At 65.6% G+C, this 13,979-nt stretch carries 9 protein-coding genes; 7 read left to right on the top strand and 2 right to left on the bottom strand.

Annotated elements, in window-relative coordinates:
- The first annotated feature begins 8 nt into the window (after nt 1-8).
- The 4 genes from FQ664_RS23750 to trhA all read left to right on the top strand — a co-directional run bounded on the left by FQ664_RS23750 (nt 9) and on the right by trhA (nt 8,262).
- Nucleotides 9-2,063 carry a methyl-accepting chemotaxis protein gene (locus FQ664_RS23750; RefSeq protein WP_144175310.1) on the top strand — a complete coding sequence of 685 codons (2,055 nt, stop codon included), beginning with the start codon at nt 9-11 and terminating at the stop codon, nt 2,061-2,063.
- 22 nt (nt 2,064-2,085) lie between these two features.
- Nucleotides 2,086-7,038, top strand: a complete 4,953-nt coding sequence (locus tag FQ664_RS23745) for a hybrid sensor histidine kinase/response regulator (RefSeq protein ID WP_144175309.1) — start codon at nt 2,086-2,088, stop codon at nt 7,036-7,038.
- On the top strand, nt 7,031-7,504 hold the full coding sequence (locus FQ664_RS23740; RefSeq protein WP_144175307.1) for a chemotaxis protein CheW: 474 nt from the start codon (nt 7,031-7,033) through the stop codon (nt 7,502-7,504). Before FQ664_RS23745 ends, FQ664_RS23740 begins: the two co-directional genes overlap by 8 nt.
- A gap of 140 nt (nt 7,505-7,644) precedes the next feature.
- On the top strand, nt 7,645-8,262 hold the full coding sequence (gene trhA, locus FQ664_RS23735) for a PAQR family membrane homeostasis protein TrhA (RefSeq protein WP_144175305.1): 618 nt from the start codon (nt 7,645-7,647) through the stop codon (nt 8,260-8,262).
- Here the strand turns inward: trhA and FQ664_RS23730 are convergent, their stop codons facing one another.
- Together FQ664_RS23730 and FQ664_RS23725 are read right to left on the bottom strand one after the other, a co-directional pair.
- Nucleotides 8,263-8,982 (bottom strand): 16S rRNA (uracil(1498)-N(3))-methyltransferase, encoded by a 720-nt coding sequence (locus tag FQ664_RS23730; protein WP_144175303.1) that lies wholly within the window; start codon nt 8,980-8,982, stop codon nt 8,263-8,265.
- Between the two features lie 130 nt (nt 8,983-9,112).
- Complete coding sequence (locus FQ664_RS23725) at nt 9,113-10,519, bottom strand: adenosylmethionine--8-amino-7-oxononanoate transaminase (RefSeq protein ID WP_144175301.1); 1,407 nt, start codon at nt 10,517-10,519, stop codon at nt 9,113-9,115.
- A gap of 226 nt (nt 10,520-10,745) precedes the next feature.
- Here FQ664_RS23725 and FQ664_RS23720 point away from each other — a divergent pair, with 226 nt between their 5' ends.
- The 3 genes from FQ664_RS23720 (at nt 10,746) to FQ664_RS23710 (ending at nt 13,978) form a co-directional block, all read left to right on the top strand.
- Entirely contained in the window at nt 10,746-12,602 is a 1,857-nt protein-coding gene (locus FQ664_RS23720; RefSeq protein WP_144175299.1) for a flavin monoamine oxidase family protein, read from the top strand.
- 211 nt (nt 12,603-12,813) lie between these two features.
- Nucleotides 12,814-13,365, top strand: coding sequence for a cytochrome b (locus tag FQ664_RS23715; RefSeq protein WP_133975897.1), 552 nt, complete (start codon nt 12,814-12,816; stop codon nt 13,363-13,365).
- Nucleotides 13,366-13,399: 34 nt separating this feature from the next.
- The gene (locus FQ664_RS23710) at nt 13,400-13,978 is read left to right on the top strand and encodes a YceI family protein (RefSeq protein WP_144175297.1); all 579 of its coding nucleotides are present in this window, start codon (nt 13,400-13,402) and stop codon (nt 13,976-13,978) included.
- Nucleotide 13,979 lies beyond the last annotated feature (1 nt).

Genomic DNA, 13,979 nt, shown 5'->3' with positions numbered 1-13,979 from the left:
CTGCGAACGTGAACAAGCCTGCCACCCCCGTCACCACCGTGACCCCGCGCACCCGCAGCATCGCGCAGATCACCGTGCTGTTCCTGATCCTGATCCTGTCGATCATCCTGCTGTTCGCCAACTTCGCCTACCTGAACACCCAGTCCAACTACGACAAGCAGTACATCGGCCATGCCGGCGAACTGCGGGTGCTGTCGCAGCGCATCGCCAAGAACGCTACCGAGGCCGCCACCGGCAAGGCCCTGGCCTTCAAGCTGCTGTCGGATGCGCGCAACGATTTCGAGCGGCGCTGGGGCTACCTGCGTGCAGGTGACAAGTCCACCGGCCTGCCGCCTGCGCCGCCCACTGTGCGTGACGAGATGGAAGCGGTACGCAACGACTGGGAAAACCTGCGCAGGAACACCGATACCATCCTGGCCAGCGAGCAGACCGTGCTGTCGCTGCACCAGGTGGCGGCGACCCTGGCCGAGACCGTGCCGCAGTTGCAGGTGGAATACGAGAAAGTGGTCGAGATCCTGCTGCAGAGCGGCGCCCCGGCCAACCAGGTGGCGGTGGCCCAGCGCCAACTGCTGCTGGCCGAACGTATCCTCGGCTCGGTCAATACCGTGCTGGCTGGTGACGACAGCGCGGCCCAGGCGGCCGATGCCTTTGGCCGTGATGCCGGGCGCTTCGGCCAGGTGCTGGAGGGCATGCTCAATGGCAATGCGGCGATCCAGATAACCCGCGTCGAGGACGCCGACGCCCGCACGCGCCTGGCCGAAATTGCCGAGCTGTTCCAGTTCGTTGCCGGCTCGGTGGATGAAATCCTCGAAACATCGCCGGAACTGTTCCGCGTGCGCGAGGCAGCGGGCAACCTCTTCAGCCTGTCGCAAACCCTGCTCGACGAGGCCTCGCACCTGGCCAACGGTTTCGAGAACCTGGCCGGCGGGCGTACCCTCGACACCGTCGGCGGCTATGCCCTGGGCCTGCTGGCGCTGGCCTCGATCATCCTCATCGGTCTGGTCATGGTGCGCACCACCAACCGCCAACTGCGCGAGACGGCAGAAAAGAACGAACGCAACCAGCAGGCGATCATGCGCCTGCTCGACGAAATCGAAGAGCTGGCCGATGGCGACCTGACCGTGACCGTATCGGTGACCGAAGACTTCACCGGCGCCATTGCCGACTCGATCAACTATTCCGTGGACCAGCTGCGCGACCTGGTCGCCACCATCAACCACAGTGCTGTGCAGGTCGCTGCCGCCGTGCAGGACACGCAGAACACCGCACGCCAGCTAGCCAAGGCCTCCGAGCACCAGGCCGCGCAGATCAGCGAGGCGTCCGAGGCGGTTGGCGACATGGTCGAGTCGATCGACCGGGTGTCGGCGCATGCCTACGAGTCGGCCAAGGTGGCCGAGCGCTCGGTGGCGATCGCCAACAAGGGCAACGAGGTGGTGCACAACACCATCAACGGCATGGACAACATTCGCGAGCAGATCCAGGACACCGCCAAACGGATCAAGCGCCTCGGTGAGTCCTCCCAGGAAATTGGTGACATTGTCAGCCTGATCGACGACATCGCCGACCAGACCAACATCCTCGCCCTCAACGCGGCGATCCAGGCCTCGCTGGCCGGTGAGGCCGGCCGTGGTTTTGCCGTGGTCGCCGACGAAGTACAGCGCCTGGCCGAACGCTCGTCGTCGGCTACCCGGCAGATCGAGGCGCTGGTGCGCACCATCCAGGCCGATACCAACGAGGCGGTGATCTCCATGGAGCAGACCACTGCCGAAGTGGTGCGCGGTGCCCGCCTGGCCCAGGATGCCGGGGTGGCGCTGGCCGAGATCGAAGGCGTATCGCAGAACCTCGCCGACCTTATCCACAGCATCTCCGATGCCGCCCAGTTGCAGACTTCGTCGGCCGGGCAGATTTCTCACACCATGGCGGTCATCCAGCAGATTACCGCGCAGACCTCCGCCGGCTCCGGCGCCACCGCCGACAGCATCCGCCACCTGGCACGCATGGCCAGCGAGATGCGCCGTTCAGTGTCCGGGTTCACCCTGCCGCCACCAGCAGAGCCTAAGTGAAGAGCCGCGCCGAGGAGTGCCCATGGCTGTAGTTGCTGTAAGCCCCGAGCGCCACGACACGGTGGCGCTGGCCTGGACCAAGGCCGCAATCCTCGACTGCCTGGGCCAGGCGCGCCAGGCGCTGGAGCGCTTTGCCGGCGAGCCGGGCGACCTGTCGATGCTGGCATTCGTGGTCGACAACCTGCACCAGGTGCACGGCTGCCTGCGCATGCTCGAACTGCGCGGCGCCACGCGCCTTGCCGAAGAGCTGGAGCTGTTCGCCAAGGCCCTGGCCGATGGCCAGGTCAGCCCCCGCGGTGATTGCCTGGGCGCGTTGTTTCGTGGCCTGGAGCAACTGCCCTCGTACCTGGAGCGCTTGCGCGGGGCCCGCCACGACCTGCCACTGGTGATGCTGCCACTGCTCAACCAGCTGCGTGCCTGCCGGGGCGAGGAGCCATTGGCCCAGGCCAGCCTGATCAGCGGCGCCACCCAACGCTTTGCCGGTGCCGACGACCTGGCCAACCTCGACCTGTCGCTGGGCAACTGGCGCGAGCAGTTGCAGGTCGGTCCGGGCCGCGATGCCCTGCGCTCGGTGGTGACCGCGCTGTGCGACGACCTGATGCGCATCAAGGAGCGCCTGGACCAGTTCGTGCGCGGCGATCGCCAGCACAGCGAGCAGCTCGATGTCCTGCTGGCACCGCTGCGCCACGTGGCCGACACCCTGGCGGTGCTGGGCTTCCAGCAGCCACGCCGGGTGATCATCGACCAGGTGCTGGCGCTGCAGGCCGTGGCCCAGGGCGAGCGGGCGGTGGACGATGCGGTGTTGATGGATGTAGCGGGGGCCCTGTTGTACGTGGAGGCCAGTCTCAATGGCATGGTCGGCCCGCTGGAGGAAAACGGCCAGGGCGGCCTGCCGGGCTCGGACCTGGCCGAGATCCGCCAACTGGTGTTGAACGAGTCGCTGAATGTGCTGCAGCAGGCCAAGGACCTGATCGGCGATTGCCTGGAATCCGACTGGCCGCGGCAACGCCTGCAACCCTTGCCAGGGTTGTTGCAGCAGATTCGCGGGGCTCTGGCAATGTTGATGCTGCCGGCCGTGGCCGAGTTGTTTGCCGGTTGCGCCAGCTATGTGCAGCGCTGGCTGCAGCACCTGGAGGTAGAGCCACCAGCCGGCGAGCTGAGGCACCTGGCCGAGGCCCTGAGCGCCGCCGAATGCTACCTGCAATGGCGGGTGGCGGACCCGTTGGCGGATGGCCAGCCCTTCATCGACATGGCGCGCGCCAGCCTGGCGACGCTGGGCGTGCACTGCGCGTTGGTCGAGGCCACTGCAGGCCACGATGGCAGCGCTGATGGCATCGATGACGAGTTGCGCGAAGTGTTTCTCGACGAGGCCGGTGAACTGCTGCCGGAAATCGAGCGCCACTGGCTGCGCTGGCGTGCCGACAACCAGCAGCGCGAGGCACTGGGAGAAGTACGCCGTGCCTTGCATACGCTCAAGGGCAGCGGCCGCATGGTGCATGCCGAGGCGGTGGCCGAGCTGGCCTGGGGCGCCGAGCACCTGCTGAACCGGGTACTCGAGGGCCGCAGCGTGCTCAGCCCGGAAGGCGTAGTGGCCCTGCAGCAGGTGTTCGTCTTCCTGCCCGACCTGCTGGCCGACTTTGCCGCCGGTCAGTTGCCGCAACTGACGGAAATCGAACAACTGGCCGGGCACCTGCATGCCCTGGCCGAAAACGATGCCCCGGTGGCAGCCGATATCGACGGCCTTGACCCGCAGCTGCTCGACGTTTTTCGCGGCGAGGCGCAGGGCCACCTGGCCAGCCTGGATGTTTTCCTGCAGGGCGCCGACGGCCACGACACGTCGGTCAGCGATGGCCTGCAGCGCGCCCTGCACACGCTCAAGGGCAGTGCTGCGATGGCCGGGGTGATGCCAATCGCCGAACTGGCCACCGCCTTCGACCGCCTGGCTCGTGAATACAAGGGCCACCAACTGCCCCTGCAAATGGCCGAGATCGAATGGCTGGAAGCGGCGCGTTCGCTGTTCCATCTAGGCCTGGCGCAACTCGACAGCACGCCGCTGGCGGCCATCCCCGGCGCCGCGGAGCTGATCGAACAGGTCGGCCAGGCAGTGGATGGGCGCCTGGCCAGCTTGCATGATGAGCCGCAGCATACGCGGCGCAGCAAGCGCGACCCGCAGTTGATCGCCAGCTTCCTGGCCCAGGCCATGGATATCCTGCTGGATGCCGAGTCGTTGCTGTCGCGCTGGCAGGAACAGCCCGGCCAGCGCGATGCGCTGGACACCCTGCTCGACGAACTGACCACCCTGGGCCACGCCGCGCACCTGGCCGAGCTGTGGCAGATGGATGACGTGTGCGAGGCCTTGCTCGACCTGTACGGTGCCGTGGAGGAGGGCAGCCTGCCCGCCGATGCGGGCTTTTTCGCTCAGGCGCAGCGGGCCCATGAAACCCTGCTGGACATGCTCGACGAAGTGGCAGCCGGGCAGGACATTCCGCCAAGGCCGGAGCTGGTCGACAGCCTGCGCAACCTGCTGGGCCAGGCTCTGGCACCGGAGGCCACTGGCCTGGTGGGCATCGACACGGTCACGCCGCTGCACCCGGACATGGACCTGGCCGATACCCTTGGCCTGGGGCTGGCGCACAACCCTTTGCTGCCGGCTGTGGCTGAGCCGCCGGTCGAAGAGCCGGAAAGCCCTGGCGAAGAGCTGCTGGAAGTTTTCCTCGAAGAAAGCTCGGACATCGTCGAGAGCGCCGCAGCAGCCTTGGCACGCTGGCAGGCCGACCCGCGCAGCAGCGTCGAGGTGGACAACCTGATGCGTGACCTGCACACCCTCAAGGGTGTGGCGCGCATGGTCGAAATTGCCCCGATCGGCGACCTGGCCCACGAACTGGAGTTCCTCTACGAGCTGCTGGCTGCTGGCCGTATGCCGCCGAGCGCGCCACTGTTCGCCTTGCTTCAAAACTGCCATGACCGCCTGGCGCACATGCTTGATGCCGTGCGCCTGGGCCAGCCGCTGCATGCCGCTACGGCGCTGATCGACTACATCCGCAACTTCAGCTTCTCGGCCCTGGCCGACAGCGCCGCTGGCCAGGGGCCGGTGGAGGCCGCGACCAGTGAGATGCCGGCGGTGGCACCGGAGCGGGCACCGGGCGACATGGTCAAGGTCGATGCCGAGCTGCTCGACGACCTGGGCAACCTGGCTGGTGAGCACTCGATCATCCGTGGGCGCATCGAGCAGCAGGTCAACGATGCGCAGTTCACCCTCAACGAGATGGAAACCACCCTCGAGCGCATGCGCGACCAGTTGCTGCGCCTGGACATCGAGACCCAGGGGCGGATCTCCAGCCGCCAGCAGTTCGAAGGCGATGCCTATGACGACTTCGACCCGCTGGAAATGGACCGCCACTCGCAGCTGCAGCAGCTGTCGCGGGCCTTGTTCGAGTCCGCCTCGGACTTGCTCGATCTCAAGGAAACCCTGGCACAGCGCGCCCATGAGGCCTACAGCCTGTTGCAGCAGCAGGCGCGGGTGAACAGCCAGTTGCAGGAAGGCCTGACCGCCACCCTGATGGTGCCCTTCGGGCGTCTGGTGCCACGCTTGCAGCGTGTGGTGCGGCAGGTGGCCAGCGAGCTGGGCAAGCAGGTGGAACTGGTGGTCGGCAATGCCGAGGGCGAACTGGACCGCAGCGTGCTCGAACGCATGGTGGCGCCGCTGGAGCACATGTTGCGCAACGCCGTCGACCATGGCCTGGAAAGCCGCGAAATGCGGCTGGCCGCCGGCAAGCCGGAGCAGGGCACCATTCACCTGAATTTGCTGCACGAAGGCGCGGACATCGTTATCGAAATGACCGACGATGGTGCCGGCGTGCCACTGGCAGCGGTGCGCCGCAAGGCCATCAAGCGCGGCCTGCTGGACCCGCAAGCGCAATTGAGCGATCACGAGATCCTCCAGTTCATCCTGCGCCCGGGCTTTTCCACTGCCGAGAAGATCACCCAGATTTCCGGGCGTGGCCTGGGCATGGACGTGGTGCACGAAGAGGTCAAGCAGCTGGGCGGCTCGATGAGTATCGAGTCGGCCCCGGGCAAGGGCGCGCGCTTCCTGATCCGCCTGCCGTTCACCGTGTCGGTCAACCGTGCGCTGATGGTGCACTTGGGCGAAGAGCAGTACGCCATTCCGCTGAACACCATCGAGGGCATCGTCCGCGTGCCACCGGCCGAGCTGGCGGCGTGCTACCAGCTGGACACCCCGCGTTATGTGTACGCCGGCCACGAATACGAACTGCGCTACCTGGGTGAACTGCTGCAGGGCATGCCGCGTCCGGCCTTGCTCGGGCAGAGCGTGCCGCTGCCGGTGCTGCTGGTGCATTCCCAGGAGCAATCGTTCGCCATCCAGGCCGACAGCCTGTCGCCCAGCCGCGAGATCGTGGTGAAGAGCCTGGGGCCGCAGTTTGCCGCGGTTGCCGGGTTGTCGGGGGCGACGCTGCTGGGCGATGGCCGGGTGGTGCTGATTCTCGACCTGCTGGGCCAGTTGCGTGGCCAGCAGCGGCGCCTGGCGCGCCTGCCGGGCGGCGGTACGGCCCGGCGCCAGGTGCTCGGCCCGGCGCCACGACGGGCGTTGCTGGTAATGGTGGTGGACGACTCGGTGACCGTGCGCAAGGTAACCAGCCGCCTGTTGGAACGCCACGGCATGAGCGTGTTGACGGCCAAGGACGGGGTCGATGCCATGGCCCTGCTGGAAGAACACCGCCCCGACGTGTTGCTGCTGGACATCGAGATGCCGCGCATGGACGGCTTCGAGGTGGCCACACGCATCCGCCGTGACGAGCGGCTGAAAGACTTGCCGATCATCATGATCACCTCGCGCACCGGGCAGAAGCACCGCGACCGTGCCATGGCCATTGGCGTCAACGAATACCTGGGCAAGCCGTACCAGGAGTCGGTCCTGTTGCAGAGTATTGCCCACTGGAGCCAGCCCCATGCTTGAACTGATCGCCGGCCAGCGCAGCAGCCTGACCGGGCTGTTGCTGCCGTTGGGTGACCGAACCCTGGTGTTGCCCAACGTGGCGGTGGCCGAATTGAGCGGCCAGCGCAACCCGGTGTGCCAGCCCGGCGAGCCGGCCTGGCACCTGGGCTGGATCGACTGGCGCCAGCAGCGCCTGCCGCTGATCGGTTTCGAGGCGGCGTGCGGTGGCGAGACACCCTGCGGCGAGCGGGCGCGCGTGGTGGTGCTCAATGCCCTGGGTGATACCGGGCTGCGTTACCTGGCGTTGTTGCTGCAGGACATTCCGCGCTCGTGCAAGCTCGACAGCCAGCTGAACTACGTGGACGTGGCACTGGGCCGCCTGGAGCTGGCGGCGGTGCAGGTGGGCGAGCAGGTGGCGCGGGTGCCGGACCTGGTCGCGCTGGAACGGCTGGTGCGTGACGCGGAACTGCAACCTGAGTTTGGGTAGGATGTAAGGCACAGTGCCCCTTCGCGGGTAGAGCACCGCCCTCTGGCATTGTGGGAACCCTGTGGGAGCGGGTTTACCCGCGAAGAGGCCGGAACAGAAGGACGCAGGAACCCAGCCCACCTCAGGAGGTCTGTGTTTGCATGTACTACGGTGAACGCTTCAACGCCTGGACCCACCTGGTCGGTGCCGTCCTGGCCTGTATCGGTGCCATCTGGCTGATCGTGGGCGCGGGCCTGCAAGGCGACCCGTGGAAGATCGTCAGTTTCTCCATCTACGGCGGCACCTTGCTGTTGCTGTACAGCATTTCTACCCTGTACCACAGCACTCGCGGGCGGGCGAAGGTGATCATGCGCAAGCTCGATCACCTGTCGATCTACCTGCTGATCGCCGGCAGCTACACGCCGTTCTGCCTGGTCAGCCTGCGCGGCCCCTGGGGCTGGAGCCTGTTCGGGGTGGTCTGGGGGCTGGCGGTAATCGGCATGCTGCAGGAGATCAAGCCGCGCTCCGAGGCGCGCATCCTGTCAATCGTCATCTATGCGGTGATGGGCTGGATCGTGCTGGTGGCAGTCAAGCCGTTGCTGCACTCGCTCGGCAGCGCCGGCTTTGCCTGGCTGGCCGCCGGCGGGGTGTTCTACACCGTCGGCATCATCTTCTTCGCCTTCGACAGCCGCTTCCGCCACTGGCATGGCATCTGGCACCTGTTCGTGATCGCCGGCAGCCTCATGCACTTCATGGCGGTGTCGTTCTACGTGCGTTAGTTAAAAATCGCCCCACAGTTGCTGTGCCACCGACAGTGCCACCACCGGTGCGGTTTCGGTGCGCAGCACGCGTGGGCCGAGGCGTGCGGCGTGGAACCCGGCAGTCTTGGCTTGCTCGACCTCGGCCTCGCTCAGGCCGCCTTCGGGGCCGATCAGGAAGGCCAGGGTGGCAGGCTTGGCGTGGCTGGTGAGCGGTTCGGCCACCGGGTGCAGGACCAGTTTCAGGTCTGCCTTGGCGCTGTTCAGCCATTCGGCCAGGGTCACTGGCGGGTGGATGACCGGCAAGGTCGAGCGGCCGCATTGTTCGCAGGCGCTGATTGCCACCTGGCGCCAGTGGGCCAGGCGCTTGTCGGCGCGTTCGTCCTTCAGCCGCACTTCGCAGCGTTCGCTGACGATCGGGGTGATTTCGTTGGCGCCCAGCTCGGTGGCCTTCTGGATCGCCCAGTCCATGCGCTCGCCACGGGACAGGCCTTGGCCGAGGTGGACGTGCAGTGGTGAATCGGCCTGGCCGGCTAGGGCCTGGCCGAGGCTGACGCGCACGGTTTTCTTGCCCACTTCGAGCAACTGGCCGCGGTATTCCTGACCGCTGCCGTCGAACAGCTGCACGGCGTCGCCGGGGGCCATGCGCAGCACGCGGCCGATGTAGTGGGCCTGGGCTTCGGGCAGGTCGTGCTCGCCAAGGCTCAGGGGGGCGTCGATGAAAAAGCGGGACAGTCTCATGGTTCAGCTCGGACGAAAAGGGATCAGATGACCCTGTGGGAGCGGGTTTACCCGCGAATGCGATGGTGGGTTCACTGACGCATTCGCGGGTGAACCCGCTCCCACAGGGTTCGGCGGCGGGCTTGCGGGCCTAGCCCGGGTCGCGGAAGTCGGGGTGGAAGTTGGCTGGTACGGCCACGCTGACGCTATCGCGAGTGGCAATGTCGATGCCCTCGCTGGCCACCTCGGCCAGGAAGTCGATCTGCTCTGGCGTAATCACATACGGCGGCATGAAGTACACCACGCTGCCCAGCGGGCGCAGCAGGGCGCCACGAGCCAGGGCATGCTCGAACACCTTCAGGCCCCGCCGCTCCTGCCACGGGTAGGCAGCCTTGGTGGCCTTGTCCTGGACCATCTCGATGGCCAGGGCCATGCCGGTCTGGCGGATTTCGGCCACATGCGCGTGGTCGGCCAGGTGCGCGGTGGCGCTGGCCATGCGTGTGGCCAGGGCCTTGTTGGCCTCGATCACGTTGTCCTGCTCGAAGATGTCCAGGGTCGCCAGCGCCGCGGCGCAGGCCAGCGGGTTGCCGGTGTAGCTGTGCGAGTGGAGGAACGCGCGCAGGGTCGGGTAGTCGTCGTAGAACGCCTGGTACACCTTGTCGGTGGTCAGGCACGCGGCCAGCGGCAGGTAACCGCCGGTCAGGGCCTTGGACAGGCACAGGAAGTCCGGGCGGATGCCGGCCTGTTCGCAGGCGAACATCGTACCGGTGCGGCCGAAGCCCACGGCGATCTCGTCGTGGATCAGGTGCACGTCGTAGCGGTCGCAGGCTTCGCGCAGCAGCTTGAGGTACACCGGGTGGTACATGCGCATGCCGCCGGCACCCTGGATCAGCGGCTCGACGATCACCGCGCTGATCGAGGCGTGGTGCTCGGCCAGAGTCTGCTCCATGGCCTGGAACATGGTGCGCGAGTGCTCCTCCCAGCTCATGCCCTCGGGGCGCAGGTAGCAGTCGGGGCTGGGCACCTTGAGGGTGTCGAGCAGCAGCGCCTTGTAGGTTTCGGTGAACAGCGGCACATCGCCGACCGACATGGCGGCGATGGTTTCGCCGTGGTAGCTGTTGGTCAGGGTGACGAAGCGCTTCTTGCCCGGTTTGCCGACGTTCTGCCAGTAGTGGAAGCTCATCTTCAGCGCCACTTCGATGCACGACGAACCGTTGTCGGCATAGAACACCCGGTCGAGCCCGGCCGGGGTCATGGCCACCAGGCGCTCGGACAGCTCGATCACCGGCTGGTGGCTGAAACCGGCCAGGATCACGTGCTCCAGCTGGTCGACCTGGTCCTTGATGCGCTGGTTGATACGCGGGTTGGCGTGGCCAAACACGTTGACCCACCAACTGCTCACCGCATCCAGGTAGCGCTTGCCTTCGAAGTCTTCCAGCCACACGCCTTCACCGCGCCTGATCGGGATCAGCGGCAGCTGCTCGTGGTCTTTCATCTGGGTGCAGGGGTGCCACAGGACCTTGAGGTCACGTTGCATCCACTGATCATTGAGGCCCATGGGCACTTCTCCTGGCTTTGCGGCTTGGTTCGACCGCGTAAGCCTAAGCAATGCCGCAGGGCAGGACAACCGCCGCCTTGGCTGCAGGCAAAAATGTCAGTGGGCAAAAGGACTTGATGTCACTGCGCTGGCAGGGCCAGCGGAGCTGACGTATTCTTAACGCATCTCTCTCGGGGCATTCCTGCCTCTCCCTGTTTCTGTAACCCCTGACTCGGAGTTTGCCGACATGGCTGCTGCTTGGGTGCGCCTGTGCGCGTTGGTATTGATTGGTGTGTCCAGCGGCGCCGCGCTGGCAAAGGACAAAACGCCCTCGGCAATCGTCGTGGGTGGTGGCCTGGCGGGCCTCACGGCCGCCTACGAGCTGCAGAACAAAGGCTGGCAGGTGACGCTGCTGGAAGCCAAACCGGGCATGGGCGGGCGCTCGGGCCTGGCCACCAGCGAGTGGATCGGCAACGCCAAGGCGCAGCCGGTGCTCAACCAGTACCTCGACCGTTTCAAGCTTGAAACACTGCCGGCACCGGAGTTCGTGCGTACCCCCGGTTACCTGATCGACGGCGAGTATTTCAGCGCCACCGACCTGGCCACCAAGCAGCCGGCCACCGCCGAGGCGCTCAAACGTTACGAGAAAACCCTCGACGACCTGGCCCGTTCGATCGACGACCCGCTGAACCCGCAGGCCACCAGCACGCTGTTTGCCCTCGACCAGATCAACGTCTCTACCTGGCTGGACAAGCTGCAACTGCCGACCACTGCCCGTCAGCTGGTCAACCAGCAGATCCGTACCCGCTACGATGAGCCATCGCGCCTGTCGCTGCTGTACTTCGCCCAGCAGAACCGCGTGTATCGCGGCGTCAGCGACCGTGACCTGCGTGCCGCGCGCCTGCCCGGCGGCAGCCCGGTGCTGGCCCAGGCCTTCGTCAAGCAACTGAAGACCATCAAGACCAGTTCGCCGGTGACCTCCATCGTCCAGGACAAGGACGGTGTCACGGTCAAGGTCGGCAGCGTCGGCTACCAGGCGGATTACCTGGTCATGGCGGTGCCCCTGCGCGCCCTGGCCAAGATCCAGATGACCCCGGGCCTGGACAGCCAGCACCTGGCGGCGTTGAAGGGCACCAACTATGGCTGGCGCGACCAGCTGATGCTCAAGTTCAAGAAGCCGGTATGGGAAAGCCGCGCGCGCATGTCGGGCGAAATCTTCAGTAACGCTGGTTTGGGCATGCTGTGGATCGAGCCTGCGCTCAAGGGGGGCGCCAACGTGGTGATCAACCTGTCGGGCGACAACGCCCGCCTGCTGCAGGCGTTCGGCGACAAGCAGATGGTTGACCAGGTGCTGATCCGCCTACATGCGTTCTACCCGCAGGCCCGTGGCTCGTTCACCGGCTACGAAGTCAAGCGCTACAGCACCGACGCCGGTACCGGCGGCGCCTACCTGGCCTACGGCCCAGGGCAGATCAGCAAGTACTGGCGCCTGTGGGAGCGCCCGGTGCAGCGCATCACCTTTGCCGGTGAGCATACCGACGCCCTCTACCCGGGCACCCTGGAAGGCGCCTTGCGCAGTGGCCAGCGCGCCGCCAGCCAGGTGCAGGACCTGCTGGCCGGCAAGTCGTTCGACCCGGCCAGGGCGGCGCCGGTAGCGGCGGCGGCAGGTGCGGTGGCGGCCAAGGAGAGCAAGGGCGGGTTCTTCTCCAATATGTTTGGCGGCTCTGACGACAAGGGCGACAAGGCTGACAAAGGTGACAAGGCCCCTGCCAAGGCCGAGCCGAAAAAGGACGATGAGGCCAGGCAGGACAAGCCAGGCTTTTTCTCGCGCCTGTTCGGTGGGGCGGACAAGCCTGAGGTGAAGGCCGAGCCGATTGCCAGGGCCGAGGAAGTGGCGCCTGCGCCTGCGCCAGCCCCGCAAGCCGCGTCGGCCCCGGTTGCGCCAGCGCCTGTGGCTAAGCAAACGCCGGCCAAACCGGTTGCGACCAAGGCTGCGCCTGCCAAGCATGCACCAGCACACAAGCCGACGCAGACCAGAAAGGCCACCGCCAAGTCCGAGCCGGCCAAGAAAGCCGCGGCCAATACCCAGGCCAAGGCGGGTTGATTTATTGCCAGTGCCGGCCCTTTCGCGGGTTTACCCGCGAAAGGGCCGGCACTGGCAAGCGCGAACGCACCGTCTATCGTTAATGTTTCCTTAATGGGAAGCTTACAGAATAAATATCGGATTTCTCGATAATCCAAAGCAATTTTTTCCGCTTTTCTTCGATACGTTACGCGTTAGTCTGTGCACAGCTTTCACGGGGAAACACGTCAACATGCAACTGCGTAATTCACCTTCTCGCTACGGCGTGGTCAGCATCGTCCTGCACTGGGGTGTGGCTCTGGCAGTCTTCGGCCTGTTCGGCCTGGGCCTGTGGATGGTCGGCCTCGACTACTACAGCCCTTGGCGCAAAGCCGGCCCGGACCTGCACAAGAGCATTGGTCTGGTGCTGCTGGCGGTAATGCTGCTGCGGGTGGTCTGGCGCTTTATCAGCCCACCACCACCAGCACCGGCCAACCACGGCGCATTCACCCGCCTGGCGGCCAAGCTAGGCCACCTGGCCCTGTACGTGGGGCTGTTCGCGGTAATGATCGCCGGTTACCTGATTTCCACCGCTGACGGCGTCGGCATCCCGGTGTTCGGCCTGTTCGAAGTGCCGGCACTGGTCAGCGACCTGCCTGACCAGGCAGACCTGGCTGGCGTGATTCATCTCTGGCTGGCCTGGGGCTTGGTGATTTTTGCCGTGCTGCATGGCTTGGCAGCGCTCAAGCACCATTTCATCGACCGTGACGCGACCCTGACCCGCATGCTGGGCCGCAAAGCTTGACTCTCAACCTCAATTGCATAGGAAGGAAGTAAGGATGTTGAAAAAGACTTTTGCCGCTCTGGCGCTCGGTACCGCTCTGCTCTGCGCCGGCCAGGCCATGGCTGCCGAGTACAAGATCGACAAGGAAGGCCAGCACGCGTTCGTTGACTGGAAGATCAGCCACCTGGGCTACAGCTTCATCCACGGTACCTTCAAGGACTTCGACGGCAACTTCACCTGGGACAGCGCCAAGCCTGAAGCCAGCAAGATCAGCGTCGACCTGAAAACCGCCAGCCTGTGGTCGAACCACGCCGAGCGTGACAAGCACATTGCCAGCGCCGACTTCCTCGACGTGAAGAAGTACCCGGAAGCCAAGTTCGTCTCCACCAGCGTCAAGCCGACTGGCGACAAGACTGCTGACGTGACTGGCGACCTGACCATGCACGGGGTGACCAAGCCGGTTACCTTCAAGGCTACCTTCAACGGTGAAGGCAAGGACCCATGGGGCGGCGAGCGCGCTGGTTTCAACGCTACCACCACGCTGAACCTGAACGACTTCGGCATCAAGGGCCCGGGCGCTACCTCGCAGACCCTGGACCTGGATATCAGTGTTGAAGGTGTGAAGCAGAAGTAAT

It is taken from the genome of Pseudomonas persica, assembly GCF_900291015.1.
Taxonomy (GTDB): Bacteria; Pseudomonadota; Gammaproteobacteria; order Pseudomonadales; family Pseudomonadaceae; genus Aquipseudomonas.
Note: the sequence above shows the minus strand (reverse complement) of the source record. Positions and strands in the feature narration are given on the sequence as shown.